The 17,361-nt window shown below is 58.8% G+C and carries 18 protein-coding genes; 4 read left to right on the top strand and 14 right to left on the bottom strand.

What is annotated here, in order from left to right:
* Nucleotides 1-2 precede the first annotated feature (2 nt).
* A complete protein-coding gene (locus F7R20_RS06160) occupies nt 3-446 on the top strand; it encodes a hypothetical protein (RefSeq protein WP_223524064.1) in 444 nt (147 codons plus the stop codon).
* Between the two features lie 225 nt (nt 447-671).
* Complete coding sequence (locus tag F7R20_RS06155) at nt 672-1,055, top strand: hypothetical protein (RefSeq protein WP_100263654.1); 384 nt, start codon at nt 672-674, stop codon at nt 1,053-1,055.
* A 53-nt stretch (nt 1,056-1,108) separates the two neighbouring features.
* Here F7R20_RS06155 and F7R20_RS06150 read toward each other — a convergent pair whose 3' ends face one another.
* The 4 genes from F7R20_RS06150 to F7R20_RS06135 all read right to left on the bottom strand — a co-directional run bounded on the left by F7R20_RS06150 (nt 1,109) and on the right by F7R20_RS06135 (nt 3,779).
* Nucleotides 1,109-1,486, bottom strand: a complete 378-nt coding sequence (locus tag F7R20_RS06150) for a hypothetical protein (RefSeq protein WP_033028038.1) — start codon at nt 1,484-1,486, stop codon at nt 1,109-1,111.
* A gap of 154 nt (nt 1,487-1,640) precedes the next feature.
* Nucleotides 1,641-2,222 carry a hypothetical protein gene (locus F7R20_RS06145; RefSeq protein ID WP_170291491.1) on the bottom strand — a complete coding sequence of 194 codons (582 nt, stop codon included), beginning with the start codon at nt 2,220-2,222 and terminating at the stop codon, nt 1,641-1,643.
* The gene (locus F7R20_RS06140) at nt 2,195-2,890 is read right to left on the bottom strand and encodes a DUF1963 domain-containing protein (RefSeq protein WP_003196310.1); all 696 of its coding nucleotides are present in this window, start codon (nt 2,888-2,890) and stop codon (nt 2,195-2,197) included. The genes F7R20_RS06145 and F7R20_RS06140 overlap by 28 nt, the downstream gene beginning before the upstream one ends.
* A gap of 460 nt (nt 2,891-3,350) precedes the next feature.
* Nucleotides 3,351-3,779, bottom strand: coding sequence for a hypothetical protein (locus F7R20_RS06135; RefSeq protein WP_027912892.1), 429 nt, complete (start codon nt 3,777-3,779; stop codon nt 3,351-3,353).
* 285 nt (nt 3,780-4,064) lie between these two features.
* On the opposite strand from F7R20_RS06135, the gene F7R20_RS06130 reads away from it, so the two are divergent.
* Entirely contained in the window at nt 4,065-6,053 is a 1,989-nt protein-coding gene (locus F7R20_RS06130) for a M10 family metallopeptidase C-terminal domain-containing protein (protein ID WP_003196312.1), read from the top strand.
* Nucleotides 6,054-6,902: 849 nt separating this feature from the next.
* On the opposite strand, the gene F7R20_RS06120 is transcribed toward F7R20_RS06130, so the two are convergent.
* The 6 genes from F7R20_RS06120 to F7R20_RS06085 all read right to left on the bottom strand — a co-directional run bounded on the left by F7R20_RS06120 (nt 6,903) and on the right by F7R20_RS06085 (nt 12,356).
* Complete coding sequence (locus F7R20_RS06120) at nt 6,903-7,265, bottom strand: DUF6124 family protein (protein WP_003196314.1); 363 nt, start codon at nt 7,263-7,265, stop codon at nt 6,903-6,905.
* A gap of 1,185 nt (nt 7,266-8,450) precedes the next feature.
* Complete coding sequence (locus F7R20_RS06105; RefSeq protein WP_003196316.1) at nt 8,451-9,086, bottom strand: SCO family protein; 636 nt, start codon at nt 9,084-9,086, stop codon at nt 8,451-8,453.
* A complete protein-coding gene (gene cyoE, locus F7R20_RS06100; RefSeq protein WP_003196318.1) occupies nt 9,083-9,982 on the bottom strand; it encodes a heme o synthase in 900 nt (299 codons plus the stop codon). Before cyoE ends, F7R20_RS06105 begins: the two co-directional genes overlap by 4 nt.
* Nucleotides 9,970-11,049 (bottom strand): COX15/CtaA family protein, encoded by a 1,080-nt coding sequence (locus F7R20_RS06095; RefSeq protein ID WP_003196320.1) that lies wholly within the window; start codon nt 11,047-11,049, stop codon nt 9,970-9,972. The genes cyoE and F7R20_RS06095 overlap by 13 nt, the downstream gene beginning before the upstream one ends.
* Before the next feature lie 10 nt (nt 11,050-11,059).
* On the bottom strand, nt 11,060-11,653 hold the full coding sequence (locus tag F7R20_RS06090) for a hypothetical protein (RefSeq protein WP_003196322.1): 594 nt from the start codon (nt 11,651-11,653) through the stop codon (nt 11,060-11,062).
* Nucleotides 11,619-12,356, bottom strand: a complete 738-nt coding sequence (locus tag F7R20_RS06085; RefSeq protein ID WP_003196323.1) for an SURF1 family protein — start codon at nt 12,354-12,356, stop codon at nt 11,619-11,621. Before F7R20_RS06085 ends, F7R20_RS06090 begins: the two co-directional genes overlap by 35 nt.
* Before the next feature lie 70 nt (nt 12,357-12,426).
* On the opposite strand from F7R20_RS06085, the gene F7R20_RS06080 reads away from it, so the two are divergent.
* Nucleotides 12,427-12,630, top strand: a complete 204-nt coding sequence (locus F7R20_RS06080) for a twin transmembrane helix small protein (protein ID WP_003196325.1) — start codon at nt 12,427-12,429, stop codon at nt 12,628-12,630.
* A 7-nt stretch (nt 12,631-12,637) separates the two neighbouring features.
* On the opposite strand, the gene F7R20_RS06075 is transcribed toward F7R20_RS06080, so the two are convergent.
* From F7R20_RS06075 to coxB, 4 genes are all read right to left on the bottom strand, one after another.
* The gene (locus F7R20_RS06075; RefSeq protein WP_003196328.1) at nt 12,638-13,525 is read right to left on the bottom strand and encodes a cytochrome c oxidase subunit 3; all 888 of its coding nucleotides are present in this window, start codon (nt 13,523-13,525) and stop codon (nt 12,638-12,640) included.
* A gap of 24 nt (nt 13,526-13,549) precedes the next feature.
* The gene (locus tag F7R20_RS06070; protein ID WP_003196330.1) at nt 13,550-14,101 is read right to left on the bottom strand and encodes a cytochrome c oxidase assembly protein; all 552 of its coding nucleotides are present in this window, start codon (nt 14,099-14,101) and stop codon (nt 13,550-13,552) included.
* 121 nt (nt 14,102-14,222) lie between these two features.
* On the bottom strand, nt 14,223-15,815 hold the full coding sequence (ctaD, locus tag F7R20_RS06065; RefSeq protein ID WP_003196332.1) for a cytochrome c oxidase subunit I: 1,593 nt from the start codon (nt 15,813-15,815) through the stop codon (nt 14,223-14,225).
* An 82-nt stretch (nt 15,816-15,897) separates the two neighbouring features.
* Nucleotides 15,898-17,025, bottom strand: a complete 1,128-nt coding sequence (gene coxB, locus F7R20_RS06060; protein WP_003196334.1) for a cytochrome c oxidase subunit II — start codon at nt 17,023-17,025, stop codon at nt 15,898-15,900.
* Between the last annotated feature and the right edge of the window lie 336 nt (nt 17,026-17,361).

The following is a 17,361-nucleotide window of genomic DNA, read 5'->3' as shown; positions in this document are numbered from 1 at the left end:
CGATGAAGCGGCTTCTCCGGTTGTTAGCCGTATTATGGGTACTATTCACGCCTCACATCTTTGCCAGTGACGCTGAAGGTGTACGCCTGTCAGACGAAGCTACAGACATCAATCACACCTTACGCAACGATGCAGTCATGAGTCGCTACGAAGGCAAACCATTTCTAAAACTATTGGATTTCTACGTTTTAAAATCCATCGGCAGGATTGAGCCAGAGCAATTGAACGCCTTGGCTCAACTGGAGCCCAAGCTACGCGAGACCTATGCCTCCCAAGGAACGTGGTTTGAAATAGTGGCTGAACAGATGGACCTTCCAGATGAGCTTCCCAGCCAAATCGACGCCGCGTGGGATTCCTATTCCAAACACATGCAGCAGAAGGGATTGGCTGCCGACCCAATAGAGTTCACTTACCGATTTGTAGATGCCAACCTGATCGCTAATTGAGATGTCCGCTTTTGCGGCTGGCCTTGATCATCCCACCAGCCGCCTCGGGTCGATTGCAGCCCTTCGTGATATGTAGCAATCGGACTGAAAAGGGGAGAGGGCTGTAAGCGTCCGGCGAAGTCATCTACCCGATCCCAGCTATAGCACGATGATGGACATCTGCTCACAATTGGCGTGCACCAGCGCTATCATAGGTGCATTGAAGCCCTCGGACGCTCAGGACAGATGCTTTATTTATATGTAGATGGCAGCGACAACGATGCAATCGAGGCAGAGCTTGTGGCTGCGTTCGATGGTCTCGTTTGCGAATGGTCTGAGCTGGGTGCGTTCCTCGTGAACCAGAAACACGAACGCGATGAGAGCCTATCTGAGAATGACTTACCCGATTGGTTTATTGGGTTGAACCTTCCCATTGAGAACTATGGTATCGAGCAGGTCAACCGCTTGATTCCTTTTGCGCAGAGGCTCGCTGTATCTACGGGACGGGAGTTCGTCCTAGGTGTTTCTAGCGCTCAGGGTATTAGTGAGGATATGGTTTTTCTTGATGCGCATTCTGGGGAGCAAGAACACTCCATCCTTGTAAGCCTACTGAGTGCAAGCGTCCGGTGAGGGCAGTGTTCAAAAATGATGCTGCGTAAAGGACTGAAAATAAATTCGTCTCCTCATTCAGTCCTATTGGTTGGGCCATAGTTATCTTTCGAAAACTCCTCACAAACGTTGCCAAGTTCGTCTGCGCTTAAGGAATTTGCCTTCGATTCTATCTTGGCGAACACGCGAGCGTAGGCTTCCGAAGCCCGTAACTTTTTGAGGAAATCTGCATCTGCATCTGCATCCTGTAGGAAGTGGGCGGCCACCGCAGAGTATCGCTCCCGCATACCAGGATTCACCGAAGAGCACTTGGCCTCGAAAAAATCATAGGGTGCAATAAAGGAAGCCGATGCTTCGTCAATGCACCCATCACCGGTACATGCTGAAGTAGCACCGGCTAATGTGGCCCAAAGCATCGGTAAGCAAGCCAAAGTTTTCAAAGTGTTTTGCATAGGTCGATCTTTATTAGGGTTGAAGAAATGCAATTTCGTACCCGCCACTTTCCGCGGAGAAACCGGGGGACAGACCACGATTTGGGCTCACCTGTAATCGGACTGTTTCATAGTCGTGGTCTGTTCCCGTTTCCCCAAGACAACACCTCAACCCTTAGGTTGAATAGAACGTAAGCACGCTCTCATATATTGCTGTGTCTTGAGTTATCAGTAAGAGGCGACAGGCGCCAAGCAGAGCATGCACGGGTTGTAAATCTTCAATTTGTGCCCAGAACTTGTCGACCTTATGGCTCTCTCCGAACGGTTGAAATGCGATAGCGCTGCTGAATTTGGAGAGCCTCGCCCGATCAGGCAAGCGCTCAAAAACATACCACTCATCAAAGCCCGGCGTGGGCAACTGATCGATATCCATAATGATAGGACTGATCGCCAAGTCACCTACACGTTGCCACCCGCTAGCGATCTCAATGGCGCTAAGGCTATAGGGTCCGCTATCCGACGCAGCAATCGCAACATAACGCCCACGTACGAGCTGAGGAAGCTGGTGTATGAGGTCACCCAGGTTAACGTCGTATCCATCGTGCCAGTCGAGAGTGCGGTAGCCCGCGTGCGCCCCGGTATGCAGTTCGGTTGTCATATATTTCCTTTCAGGATCAGCGATGACAAAAAAGGGATTTATCTCCTGAAAATAAATCTGTCCCCCGACTGCTAGTAAAAATCGTAATAAAGCGCCCACTCCCCAGTTTCATTGTGCTTCCAGAACATCAGGCTCCCACTGTCGACCACGTTCAGATTGATCTTCGAGTCCGATGAGATCTGGAACACAAACTCGAAGCCTTCACCCGGATCAACACCCGACTGGCAGAACGAGGGGTAACCGCCGATCTTGTGTTCGTAGGTATGGGTGACCAAGTCGTAATAGCTCTGGATCTTGCCCGCGCGTTCCAGCGTGAGGATTGCTTGCTCAAGGTCTTCCGGGACACCACCGCCATCCCACAGTGGAAAGTCCTCCGGCACCGCTTGCGCCGTCAGTGGGAAGGGTTTGAGGAATGTGCCTGCCACCGACAGAGACTTGCGCACCAACACATCATCCGGCCCGTACTCGCGGATAACCCAATTATCCCCCATCGGCTCAAAGTGCTCGGGGAACGGGTTTGAAATGAACACCGTCAGCACACGAACCCCTGCTAGCAGAGGGCTATTGATGAGCAGGGCGGGCAGGTAAAACTGCGCATAGGGGAGCAACTGTTGCCCCGCCTGATTAGTGGGCACCTCTTCATCCGGTCGGAACAGGAAGACATTGCCCAGCCAGCTTTCTTCATCGGTGCCGACAGGACGAAAGCCGCCGGCAATGAGCTTCACGGCGGGGCGGGCCAGGCGTTGCTTGATTTCCTGGATTTCCATGGCGATGTAAACCTCCTTTTTACTACAGGTATTAAGGCCGCAGATTGGCAGTGTACGAGAGTGGATAGCAGCGCTTCTCTGCCCGAGCTAGGCCACATTAGCGTCACGGATAATAGGGTAGGCATCCTCCCACTCCACGAGCCAATGACTTTCCCGATGGCTCCTAGCGTACCTGAGCGTCATCGATACCGGCTCGGCCAGTGATAAGGAAACGATAGAGCCCGAGGGCAAGGCTGCAAAGCCGGCGGATTCTGGTGCAGTTGTAGGCAAAGGCGCGAGGATACGTAGCTTGGAGGTGCGGTGGTTAGGTCCTGGCTTGGCCCTCAGCAGGTGGAGAAGCAGGAGCAAGCATCCATTGCGAGCGCTATTGAAGGGGCAAATCTAAGGAAAATAAATCTGTCCCCTTATTCCAAAGCGTACCGAGCAACATCGACTGAAAAGGGGACTCACTCCGCCCCCGCTAGCCGGGCTGATTACCTATGCAATCAGGTAGGTCGGTGCCAATCGTGATCATTTCGACGGAAACGGTGGGGTGGCTGCCGAAGCCCCAAGAAACAGGTCCCCCATAATTCACCAGATCGTAGATCGCGCTTTCGCCAATCAGCTGGCCGTTGCGATTATCGTACAAGCGAAAAAAGGCCGGAATCTCCCAGCGAACAAACCACTGCTGCTGCTCTGGTTCATCCGGGGGCGACTGGGGGTGAAAGAGGCCGGGCAGTACCCAAAAAGGTTTGAACTCCTGAACTCGGTAGCAGCCGTTGGGGCTGATCCTGGCGGCGCCAACGGGCTTCGCCAGAGCCTTTTCCCACCACTGTGAAACGGCCCACAGCCCCGCGCAGAACACGAGTGCAATGAGGGCTAACGTTGGGAGCCGGGTTAGTTTTTTCATGTTCGCAGACCTATCGGTAACTCGCATATGAAGTTGTTCTTCCCACTCTTGAGCCCCTGGCACTGAGCTAACACTCAATGCGCGGTTTGACTGCCGGGATGGCAGTCACCTTACTCAAGGCAGATTTGAGACGTCGCGGGCAAGCTATTGAGGGACAGAAAAGGGAACGGGTTGCATCGATAGCAGAGCAGAAGGTCGTCCAAGAACCTCCCTTCGTCTCGTAAATGGCAACCTGACTGAGCCGTGTCTATAGTTTTTGGCGCCAAATCTATCGGAGGCTTGGACATGAGCCAGAGCATTTCGCCCGCCGCTTCAACCGCGCAAAAAACAGGTATGGCCGCCACGACCTTATGGGGCTCGGACAAAATCGCAGGTATCGCGGTCGATCCGGACGGTGCTATCTGGCTTGGCGCTTATAGTCGCCTGGGGCTGGGAGGCGAAGAGGATTCAGGCTTCACCGGCAGCCTGGTCCGGTTCAATGCCAACGGTAGCCTGGACCGCACCTTCAGTGGCGACGGTAGATCCCTGCTCCCTGTGGCGCTCGATATCGAGGACGGCGGCAATGCCGCCGTGCAGCCGGAAGGGGGCTACCTGGTGGCGCGCTACGTGAACGTAGACAACGTCTGGGTGTCGGGCATCAGTCGTAACTTGGCCGACGGCAGCCTCGATACGAGTTTCGGGAACGGCGGCACCGTGACAGTGCCTTTCTATTGGAATGAAGATCTAGGCCAGCAAGCGTCGTTCTCCGTGCAACGCGACGGCAGCTTCTTCGCAAGCGCTGGGTATCCGTCCGGGGAGATCTATATCGCCCGCTTCGACGCAACGGGGACCTTGGTCTCGTCTTTTGGAGAGGCTGGGGTCCTGCACCTACCAGCGACCGTTGGCATTCACCCCAGTAGCACGTTCGACGTTTCGCTGCAGGGAGACGGGAAGGTATTGGTCACCGGGCAAGATACCCTGACCCGCCTCAACCCGGACGGTACGCTGGATAGCAGCTTTGCGAACGGCGGCAGCCTGGCCCTGGATGTTCACGCAGACGCCCTCGTCATCCAGGATGACGGCAAAATCCTGCTGGCAGGCGCCTCGGGCGGCATGGCGAGCGTCATCCGACTCAACGCTGACGGCTCACTCGACACCGCTTTCGGCGATCAGGGTCGGGTCAGTTGGGGCTCGGAAAGCGCGCCTTTCGCAGTCGCCGACATGATCGTGCGGGCCGACGGCAAGCTATTGATTGGTGGAAGCCAAGGCACGAGCGCGGACGGCTATCTGGCCGCCTTGGTCCAGTTGAACCCCGACGGTCGCCTGGACCACAGCTTTGGCAATCCCGACGACGGCTATTACCACCTGGACGGTGGCGGCGATGCTGACTTCTTGCTCGGTACCGCCTCGTTCGACGATGCGATCCTTGGCGGGGCCGGTGACGATCTGCTCGATGGCCAGCAAGGTCGTGACCTGCTGACGGGCGGTGCCGGGGCCGATACCTTCCGTTACCAGTCAGTCACAGACAGCTATCGAACCGCCACCGCGGCCCAGAGCGACCGAATCACTGACTTCGACCCCAGCACCGATACGCTCGACCTCGCCTCCCTGGGCTTCCTCGGGCTGGGCAATGGACATGACGGAACGCTGGCGATACGCGTCAACGAAAGTGGGACGCGGACCTACCTCAAAAGCTTCGAGGCCAACGCCGATGGGGAACGCTTCGAAGTGGTCTTCAACGGTAACTTGGGCCAAGCGCTGAATGAAACCAACCTCCTGTTTCAGCAAGCCAGGTTGACGGGCACCGAGGGGGCCGATCGTTTACAAGGCAACGCTCGCGGCGAAATCATCGAAGGGGGCGCGGGCGACGATCGCCTTTATGGAGCGCTAGGGGATGATGTATTGGTTGGCGCAGAGGGCCGGGACCAATTGGTGGGGGGCGGTAACAACGATGTGTTCCGCTTCGACGGACTGAGCGACAGCTACCGCACCGCCACCGAAAACCACACTGATCGCCTGATTGACTATACCGCGGGTGAAGACACGATCGATTTATCCGCCTTGGGCTTTACCCGGCTGGGAAATGGTTACGACGGCACGTTGGACGTGATTTTCAATGAAGCCAAGGACCTGACTTACTTGAAGAACTACGAAACCGACGCCTCGGGGGCTCGATTCGAGTTGAGCTTGGTGGGGGACCATTCCGGTTACGGTAATTTGAACATCACCTTCGCCGAGCCTGCGGAAGAGGAGGCTATTCAATTGATTGGAGTGGTTAACGACGTCTGGGTGTAAAACGCAGACCTGGTGATTCCTTGCTCTTAGCCATTTGATCGTTCCCACGCTCCGCGTGGGAATGAAGCTAGGGACGCTCTGCGTCCCCCAAAGAGCCGAACGCAGAGCGTCCGTGGAGGCATTCCCACGCAGAGCGTGGGAACGATCTCAATCGGCAGCTCCTGCGTTAAAATCCCCAGCAATCATACGCGCGATGACAATTATGAAAGCTCCGAGAATGACTAAGACACACGGCTCTCTCCGGGCTCAAAAGCTCGTGGAACTGGGCTGGACTGTTAAACATGAATTCAAGGCTGACAACGAAACATACGAGTGGTATCTGGAATGGGAGCACGTTGAAGAGCCTCCATTGCTTTCCCCACAAGATGATTGGGGTAACTCAGAAACTCATGGCCCCCGTGACTGATTCAAAATGGCAGATTTAACGTTGCAGATATAAGCGCGATGGATGCGTTTTTACACAGTTCTTGGGGGGAGCTGAGGGGGAACTGGGGACAGATCACGATTTGGGTTCACCTGTATCGGCCCGTCTCATAATCGTGGTCTGTCCCCGTTTCCGCCAGTTCATTGGCGCAGTATGAAATAGAGAGAGCGAATCTCTTTCAAAAAACAAATGGCACGGCCCAGCGTAGGATGTTGGGGGTAAGGCTGCTTGCAGCGGTCCACTCGGAGCGTAGAGAAACGGAGTGACCGCTTTTGGCCGTTTGCAGCCCATCGCTAGGAAGGACCGTGGTGGGATATGCGGGAAAAGAAATTTGAGAATATTTACAGCTCATCCGTTCGCTATCCACGGATAGAAGAACCAAAACCCGACGCATAACGTCGGGTTTTTTCACTGGAGAAAAGGTACTACTGCCGCGGCTCCACGTTATCCAACACCCGATTCGCCAGCAACGAACTCAGCTCAATCAACTGCTGGATACCCTGCGCCACATGACGCCTCGATCCATCCAGATCAAACGCCAGGTCACTCACCATGGCATCAGCCGAAGCCAGGGTTTCGCTGAGGTTGGCGAGCAGGCATTCGTTATCGAGGCCTTTCACGACGGTGTATAGCTGGCCCGGTTTGGGGTCGTCTTGGGATTTATCCGGTTTTGGTAGCAAGTAGTGATCGAGCACGCGTTTGGTGGTTTCGTCTTGCTGCTTGGCTTTGGATTTTGCGGATGTAGAGGTGGAATCTGCCACTGGCGGATTCGGAGTTATTTTGTACATATGCTTCGGTTCCAGATGTGATGCCGACACCCCGAAGCTACTAAACAATGGGGTGGCAGCTGTACGCAGGTTAGTAGACCGGGGAACCGAAGAAGCCGGCGCGCCTGAGCGCCCTGCGTACAGCCACCATCAAGAACAGGGTAGGGCCCTGTTTGAGAAGCGCTTGTACAACTTCGATTACCTCGGGCTACTAAACCCGACCACTGATGGGCAGTGGCAGGAAAGACAATAGAACCCAGGGACAAGGCGCACAAGCGGGCGGATTCTGGCGTAGTTGTAGGCAAAGGCGCAAGGATGCGTAGCTTGATGAAGGTGTGTAGGCAGGTTCTGTAGGAGTGGGGTTTGCCGGCGATTTGGGTGACTTGTTTTGGTCTGGAACCGTGTCGATTTCATCGCGAGCAAGCTTTGCTCCCACAGGGGATCGGGGCTGTTGCAGAGACTGTGTTCGGCCACCACCCGGTGTGGGAGCGGGCTTGCTTGCGAAGAGGGTGGCATGTTCAACATTGATGCAAGCTGACCCGCCGCTTTCGCGAGCAAGCTTTGCTCCCACAGGGGATCGGGCTGTTGCAGAGGCTGTGTTCGGCCACCACCCGGTGTGGGAGCGGGCTTGCTCGCGAAGAGGGTGGCACATTCAATATTGATGCGAGCTGACCCGCCGCTTTCGCGAGTTCAAGCCTGCTCCCACAGTGGGTGGCGTTGGGCTGGATATTCGGCTCGACACTAACCCCTGTGGCGAGGGAGCTTGCTCCCGCTGGTCTGAGTAGCAGGCCCCTGCATGTTTCCAGGCAAGCTGCATTGTCCGGTTTTGCGGCTGCTGCGCAGCCGAGCGGGAGCAAGCTCCCTCGCCACGGGGTTGTCTGGGCGGGTGTCATCGCGAGCAGGCTCGCTCCCACAGGGGATTGGGGGTGTTGTAGATATTGTGTTCACCACCGTCCGGGGTGGGAGGGGGCTTGCTCGCGATAGCTATCTAGAGCGGAAATGACGGTGTTCCTGAAAAAACTGGATTGGTAGGAGTTGGTAGGGGCTGGTAGGAGCTGTCGAGTGAAACGAGGCTGCGATCTTGCCCCAGACAATTGAGTCATGAGTGAAAGATCAAAATCAAAAGATCGCAGCCTCGTTTCACTCGACAGCTCCTACACAGCTCCTACAGGTGGGGCGAGTCCCCGCGCTATAAAGGTTGCGCCGTTATTTACGCTTGAGCATCTCCGGCAGCTGCGCCACCAGCTTTTGATTATTCAACGGCGCACGAATAAACCCACGCTGGGTTCCGTCCGGGCCAATCACGGCGAGGTTGCCGCTGTGATCAACCGTGTAGTTGGGTTTGCTAGTGTCCGCCGGGATGAACGGAATGCTCACCGCATTGGCGAGTTTCTGCAGGTCTTCCACTGAGGCGGCGGTCAGCCCTATGAACTGCGGATCGAAGTAGCCCAGGTACTGCTTGAGTTGCTTGGGCGTGTCGCGGTTCGGGTCGACGCTGACCAGCACGATTTGCAACTTGGCCACAGCCTCGGGCGGCAGTTCGCTTTTGATCTGGCGCAGTTGGGCGAGGGTGGTCGGGCAGATGTCCGGGCAGAAGGTGTAGCCGAAGAACAGCAGGCTCCATTTGTCTTTCAACCCGTCCATCGCCACAGGCTGGCCGTCCTGGTCGGTCATTTTCACGTCCGGCAGGTTGCGGCTCTGGGGCAGCAGGATGATACCGGCATCGATCAGCGCCGTCGGGTCGCCCTGGCCTTTGCCGGACAGCACCTTGTTGATGGTCAGGCCGAGGATCAGCGCGATCACGGCCACGAGAATGAAGACGGTTTTCTGGGTTCGAGTCATAGGCTCAACAGTAAGTAATGATCTACAAGCAGCGCGATAAACAGCAGGAACAAGTACCAGATAGAGTACTTGAAGGTGTTGATCGCCGCGTGCGGCCGACTGCCACGGTACAACACCACGGCCCATTGCAGAAACCTGGCACCCAGCACCAGCGCGCAAACCAGGTACAGCATCCCGCTCATGTGGATCACGAACGGCATCAGGCTCACCGCCAGCAGCACCAGGGTGTACAGCAGGATATGGATCTTGGTGTAGTGCTCGCCGTGGGTCACCGGCAGCATCGGGATGTCGGCCTTGGCGTATTCCTCCTTGCGGTGAATCGCCAGGGCCCAGAAGTGTGGCGGGGTCCAGGCGAAGATGATCAGCACCAGCAGCAGCGGTTCGGCGCTGACATGCCCGGTGGCCGCCACCCAGCCCAGCAGCGGTGGCGCCGCGCCAGCCAGGCCGCCGATGACGATGTTCTGCGGCGTCGCCCGTTTCAGGAAACCGGTGTAGACCACCGCATAACCAAGCAAGGAGGCCAGCGTCAGCCAGGCCGTCAGTGGGTTGGTGAACGCCAGCAGCAACGCTTGGCCGGCCACCGCCAGTGCCAGTGCGAAGGTCAGGGCGGCGGCGGGGGAGACTCGTCCCTCGGCCAATGGCCGTTTGTGGGTGCGGGCCATCACCGCGTCGATGCGCCGGTCCACCACATGGTTGACCGCCGCCGCGCCGCCGGCACACAGGGCGATGCCCAGGTTGCCGAACACCAGGACCGTCCACGGCACGCCGGCACGGGTGGCGAGGAACATGCCGACCAGCGAGGTGATCAGCATCAGCACCACCACTTTGGGCTTGGTCAGCTCCAGGTAATCGCGCCAGATCGCTTGGCTGTGGCGTTCACCGGTCAAGGTTGCCATGGCATCTCTCCTTTTATTGTTATGGGGCTGGCGCCGTGTTTAGGCGGGTTGAACCGCCAGCGCAGCGGGACTTGATGCTTGACCCGGACCAGGCTGGTACGGGCGTGATAGTTGACCAGCACCAGGGTCAGCAGCAGTGCGGCGCCCCCGGCGTTGTGGGCGACGGCCACCGGCAACGGCAGATGGAACAGCACGTTGCTGATGCCCAGGGTGATCTGCGCCGCCAGTGCGGCCAGCACCAGCCCGGCCAGCCGGGTCATGCCGACAGTCTTCAATTGCCAGGCCAGGCCCAGTAACACCACCGTCACCAGCAGCGCACCAATGCGGTGGGTCAGGTGGATGGCCGTGCGGGCGTCGCTGTCCAGTTGCCCGCCCAGGTAGTTCGGGCCGATGTGCTGGGTCAGGTGAAAGCCGTTGGCAAAATCGGCCGGTGGCAGCCATTGGCCGTGGCAGGTGGGGAAATCGATGCAGGCCACGGCGGCGTAATTGGAGCTGACCCAACCGCCGAGGGCGATCTGGCCGATCACCAGCAGCAGCCCGGCCGTGGCCCAATGTTGCAGGCGCTTGGGCACAGTCAGCGCCGGCAATACGCCGGACAAGCGCAAGGTGAGCAGGAACAGCAGGCTCAACGTCGCGAAGCCGCCGAGCAAATGCCCGGTCACCACCTGCGGCCACAGCTTCAGGGTCACGGTCCACATGCCGAACGCCGCCTGGGCGAACACCACGGCCAGCAGGAACAGCGGCAGTTTCAATGGCAGGCCGGGGTGACGGCGGTTCATCCAGGCCCGGGCGGCCAACAGGGTAATCAACAGCCCCAGGGTTCCGGCAAAGTAGCGATGGACCATCTCGTTCCAGCCTTTATGGGCCTCCACCGGGGTGTCGGGGAAATGCAGCTCGGCATGGGCCAGTTGGGCTTCGCTCTTGGGCACGCTGATGAAACCGTAGCAACCGGGCCAGTCCGGGCAGCCGAGGCCGGCGTGGGTGAGCCGGGTGTAGGCGCCCAGCAGGACGACGATCAGTGCCAGCAGCGTGGCAAACAGCGCGAGGCGAAATCCAGGTTTGGCCATGTCGATGCCCTCATCCGATGTTCGACAGTTTCAGCAGGTGGCGCAGGTCGTTGAGCAGGTCCTTGCCCTTGACCCGGGCGTCGTAGCGCAGCACCAGGTTGCTGTGGGGATCGATGATCCACAGTTGCGCACCGCCGGAGCCTTGGGCGCCTTTCTGGTAGGCCGGTAGGTCCAGTGGGTAGCGTTGCAACTGCGGGTATTCACGCTGCAGTTGCCCGTCATATTCAGCGTCCAGCGGTTGCGCGATAGCCAAGGCGTGGCTGGCGCGGGAGGCGTCGCGGCCGAGGCCGATCTGTACCTGCCGGGCGAGGTACACCAGTTGCCGGCAATCCACCGAGCATTCCTGCGGTGCGGTGACCAGGATCTGCCAGCGCTGTTCATCGGCCTGTACGCCAATCTCGGCGCGGGTCTGGCCGTTGCCGATCAGTTCACCGTGGTAGCTGCGGCTGTCGGGCACCCAGAACTGGAATTTGTACATGCCGGTGGCCAGGATCATTGGGCCGATCACCCCGAGCACGATCAGCAGCAATTGCAGGCGTCCCTTGCGACGGTTGGGCACCACGGGCGCCTCAGACGTGTTGGTTGGATTCATGGTGTTTCCCATGGTGTCTCCCTGCGTTGTGCCATCCGAGATAAAGGAACAGGCCGAACAGTGCCGTCGCCATGGCGAACCACTGCACGGCATAGCCGAGGTGTTTTTCCGGGCCCATGGCGACCACCGGCCAATCGGTCCGGTAGGCGCCGGGGCCGCTTTGTTGGCGTAATTCATAGGTGAAGCCGCTGCGACCCAGTTCGGCCCAGAGCTTGTCCGGTTCGATGGTGGTGACAAGTCGCGGCCACGGGGCGCCCGCCGGGTCGGCGTGAAGCTGGAAGGTCGCGCCCGGTGCCACGTAGACCCAGGCCTGGAGGCTCACCGGTTGTTCCGGCGTGTTGAAGACCGGCGGGGTGCGCCGGTCAGGCCAGGGCAACCAGCCGCGATTGACCAGCAGCCACAGTCCGGTGCGGTGGTCGAGGAACGGTTGCAGCACCTCGATGCCGACCTTGCCGTCGTGCTGGCGGTTATCCAGCAGGGTGCTGTGCTCGGCGTCGAACTGGCCCTGCAGAGTTACGAGTCGAAAGGCCGGATCGCTGGTGTGCGCAAGCTCGGTGCTGTCCATCGGCGGCGCCACGCGGCGCTCGGCGTAATTTTCCATGAGCACACGCTTCTGTTCGCCGCGGCTCAATTGCCAGAACCCCAGGCACACCATCACCGGCACCAGCACGGCCACCACCAGCGACGGCACGATACCCGGCCGGAAGTGTTTCATGGCGCCGTCCGAAAGCCGTCGAACGGGATAGCTATACTCACGTGCATCGCGTCCCCCCGGAGTGTCCCTAATGCTAAAAGCAGCCATCGTCCTGATGCTGATTGCCACGGTTGTCAGCCTGTTCAGCGGCCTGTTTTTTCTGGTCAAGGACGACAGCAACTCCAATCGCCTGGTCATCGCCCTGGCGATTCGGGTCAGTCTGGCCGCCGTCACCGTCGGCTTGATCGCCTGGGGTTTTTTCAGCGGCCAGTTGGTATCCCACGCGCCCTGGTAGTCGTGCCTCAGAGCACGTAGACGAAGACGAACAAACCGATCCACACCACATCGACGAAGTGCCAGTACCAGCTCGCCGCCTCGAAGCCGAACTGGTGCTCGTTATCGAAGTGCCCGCGCATGATGCGCATCAGCATGACGAACAGGATTATCGTGCCGATGGTGACGTGGGCGCCGTGGAAACCGGTGAGCATGAAGAACGTCGCTCCGTAGACGCCGGAGCCCAGGGTCAGGCCCAGTTCCTTGTAGGCGTGCATGTATTCTTCGGCCTGGAAGCCCAGGAAGGCGCAACCCAGCAGCACGGTGATCGCCAGCCAGATCTTCAGCGCACCGCGATGGCCTTTTTTCAAGGCGTGGTGGGCAATGGTGACGGTGACGCTGGAGCTGACCAGCAGGACGGTATTGAGCAGCGGCAAGCCCCAGGGGCTGATGACTTCCTTGGGCGCCGGGAAGAGTTTCGGGTCGGGGTTGTTCAGCAACGGCCAGGCGAACTCGAAGCTCGGCCAGAGCATGTGTGACAGCCCCTTGGTGCCTTCACCCGCCAGGCCTGGCGCCGAGATGTTGCGCACATAGAACAGCGCACCGAAGAACGCGATGAAGAACATCACTTCGGAAAAGATGAACCAGCTCATGCCCCAGCGGAACGAGCGATCGAGTTGTGCGCTGTACAGCCCGGCGCGGCTTTCCTTGACCACCGCGCCGAACCAGCCGAACAGCATGTAGGCCACCAGCAGGCCGCCAACGAAAAAGATCAGCGGGCCATGGGATTCCGGGCGCGCCGCCTTCAGGTCGTTGAACCAGGTCGCCAGGCCATACACCGTGACGAACATCCCGACCGTGGCGATGATCGGCCATTTGCTCTGGGCCGGAACGTAATAGTGTTCGTGAGTTGCCATTTATTGTTCTCCTTATCGGGCACGCTATCGGTCAGTGTTTAGAGCCACCGGTGGATGACGAGCGGTGATATCGAACAGCGTGTAGGACAGCGTCAGGTGCTTCACTTCCTTGGGCATGTCCCGGTCGACGATGAAGCGCATGGGCATTTCGATGCGTTCGCCGGGTTGCAGCACTTGCTGGGTAAAACAAAAACATTCGGTCTTGTGGAAATACGCCGCCGCGGTGCTGGGCGAGATACTCGGAACCGCCTGGGCGCTCATCGGCCGGTTGGTGGGGTTGTGGGCGACGAACACCATCTCGTTCACCGCCCCCGGCTTGACCACCAGTTGGTCGCCCTTGGGGTAGAAATCCCAGACCATGTCCACCGCGTTGGTCGACAGGAATTGCACCCGCACCTGCCGCGATTCATCGACGATCTGCTCGCCTTCGTACTGCCCGCCGGTCTTGCCGTTGATGCCGAACGCCTTGCACATCACGTCGTAGATCGGCACCAGGGCAAACCCGAAGATGAACATGGCCACCACCACCAGCAGCAGGCGGGTGACCAGTTTCTTCATCGAAATCGAATCAGCCATGATTTCCAGTCCCTACCCAGAACCCTGTGGGAGCGAGCTTGCTCGCGATAGCGACGACTCGGTGTGTCAGATACACCGCTATCGCGAGCAAGCTCGCTCCCACACAGGCGCCATGTGTCATCTATTTCACTTCCGGCGGCGTAGTGAAGGTGTGATACGGCGCCGGCGACGGCACGCTCCACTCCAACCCTTCGGCACCATCCCAAGGCTTGGCCGGTGCGGGCGGGCCGCCTCGGATGGTCTTGATCACGATGAACAGGAAGAAGATCTGCGTGGTGCCGAACATGAACGCGCCGATGGACGAGACCATGTTGAAGTCGGCGAACTGCAGGTTGTAGTCGGGAATCCGCCGGGGCATGCCCGCCAGGCCGACGAAGTGCATCGGGAAGAACGCCATGTTCATCCCGACGAACGACAGCCAGAAGTGCAACTTGCCGAGGGTTTCGTCGTACATGTGGCCGGTCCATTTCGGCAGCCAGTAGTAGGCCGAGGCGAAGATCCCGAAGATCGCGCCGGGCACCAGCACATAGTGGAAGTGCGCGACCACGAAGTAGGTGTCCTGGTACTGGAAGTCCGCCGGGGCGATGGCCAGCATCAGCCCGGAGAAACCACCGATGGAAAACAGGATCACGAACGCCACGGCAAACAGCATCGGCGTTTCGAAGGTCAGCGAGCCTTGCCACATGGTGCTGGCCCAGTTGAACACCTTCACCCCGGTGGGCACGGCGATCAGCAGGGTGGCGTACATGAAGAACAGCTCGCCCACCAGCGGAATGCCGACCACGAACATGTGGTGCGCCCAGACGATGAACGACAGGAACGCAATGGCGGCCGTGGCATAGACCATCGAGGTGTAGCCGAACAACGGCTTGCGCGAGAAGGCCGGGATGATCGAGCTGACGGCACCGAAGGCCGGCAGGATCATGATGTACACCTCGGGGTGGCCGAAGAACCAGAACACGTGCTGGAACAGCACCGGGTCACCGCCACCGGCGGCACTGAAGAAGCTGGTGCCGAAGTGGATGTCCATCAGCATCATCGTCACGCAGCCGGCCAGCACTGGCATCACTGCGATCAGCAGGAACGCGGTGATCAGCCAGGTCCAGACGAACAGCGGCATCTTCATCAGGGTCATGCCAGGGGCGCGCAGGTTGAGGATGGTGGCGATCACGTTGATCGCGCCCATGATCGAGCTGATGCCCATCAGGTGGATGGCGAAGATGAAGAACGTCACGCTTTCCGGCGCATAAGTGGTGGACAGCGGCGCGTAGAAGGTCCAACCGAAGTTAGGCCCGCCACCGGCTGTGAACAACGTCGACACCAGCAGCAGGAACGCGGCCGGCAACAGCCAGAAGCTGAAGTTGTTCATGCGCGGCAGGGCCATGTCCGGCGCGCCGATCATCAGCGGGATCATCCAGTTGGCCAGGCCGACGAAGGCCGGCATCACCGCGCCGAAGACCATCACCAGGCCATGCATGGTGGTCATCTGGTTGAAGAACGCCGGCTCCACGATCTGCAGGCCGGGCTGGAACAGCTCGGCGCGGATCACCATGGCGAACGAGCCGCCCAACAGGAACATGGAGAACGCGAACCACAGGTACAGCGTGCCGATATCCTTGTGGTTGGTGGTCAGTACCCAGCGCATCAGGCCCTTGGCGGGGCCATGGGCGTGGTCGGCGCCGGCATGACCGTGGTCATCGATCACAGCACTCATGTCCTGTCTCCTTCGAACGAGTGGGCTGGGCGGCCCGGGGCGGTGAGCCCCGACCGGTTGCGGGAACGAACGTCAGGCCGGCTCATTTGCTTTCCGCCTGTTTGAGTTCCAGCACTTCTTTAGGCGTAACCATGTCGCCCTTGTTGTTGCCCCAGGCGTTGCGTTCATAGGTCACGACTGCGGCGATATCGACTTCCGACAACTGTTTGCCGAACGCGGCCATGGCTGTGCCGGGCTTGCCGTGGTAGACAATGCTCAGGTGATCAGCCTTGGGTCCGGTGGCGATTTTCGAGCCCTTGAGGGCCGGGAACATCGGCGGCAAGCCCTGGCCTTCGGCCTGGTGACAGGCCACGCAGGTGGTGTGGTAGATCTTGTCGCCACGTTCCTTGAGCTCGTCCAGGGTCCATTCCTTGCTGGTCAGCTCTTTAAGCTGCGCGGCTTCGGCCTTGCGTTCGCCCAGCCATTTCTCATAGTCGGGCTTGCTCTTGACCTCCACCACGATCGGCATGAAACCGTGGTCCTTGCCGCACAGCTCGGCGCACTGGCCACGGTACAGGCCGGGCTTGTCGACACGGGTCCACGCTTCGTTGACGAAGCCTGGGATCGCATCGCGCTTGACCGCGAAGGCCGGCACCCACCAGGAGTGGATCACGTCGGCGGAGGTCACCAGAAAGCGCACCTTGGCATCGACCGGCAGCACCAGCGGCTTGTCGACCTCCAGCAGGTAGTGCTCGCCCTTGGCGCTCTGGTTATGGATCTGTTCGGCGGGGGTCGCCAGGTTGCTGAAGAACTCGACGTCCTGGCCCAGGTACTTGTAGTGCCACTTCCATTGATAGCCAGTGACCTGGATATCAATGTCCGACTCGCTGGAGTCGTACATCTTGATCAGGGTGGCGGTGGCGGGAATCGCCATCAGCACCAGGATCACGAAGGGCACGATGGTCCAGAGGATTTCGACGCGGGTGTTTTCGTGGAAATGCGCGGCATTCTGGCCGGTTGAACGGCGGTGCATGATCATCGACCAGAACATGGCGCCGAAGACGATGATGCCGATGACCACACAGATCCAGAAAATGGTCATGTGCAGGTCGAACACTGCGTTGCTGATCTGTGTCGCTCCAGGCGCCATATTCACAGTCCAGGCCGCTTGTGCCTGGCTGAAAATCGACCACAACAGGAGGCCCATCCATACGTGTGGATGTCGCGTCATTGCGGGTTCCCCTTATCGTTCTTGTTATCCCGTAGGCGTAAAGCCTGCGGCAAGGGATCGGCTATTCAGACTGCTTAATTGACTCGCCGCGCCTTGCTGCACATGCAATCGGGTGTCATCAGCTAACTCCATTCCAACCCGAGTATAGACAGCACCTGCAACCTCGCAACGCGATGGCGTAAATCGTTTGAAACAGACAGGGCTTGCGCTAGAGCCCGCGAATGGAGAAGGATGCGAACCTGAGTGATGGCAAATCGATATAACTGCGACGTAGCAAGGAAGAGACGGTTATGAAAAATAGGTCTTAGGAGTGTTTTTGCGCCAGCTAAGTTATGT

This window comes from Pseudomonas brassicacearum subsp. brassicacearum (assembly GCF_008801605.1).
Classification (GTDB): domain Bacteria; phylum Pseudomonadota; class Gammaproteobacteria; order Pseudomonadales; family Pseudomonadaceae; genus Aquipseudomonas; species Aquipseudomonas brassicacearum.
This window is presented reverse-complemented; position numbering and strand designations above follow the sequence as displayed.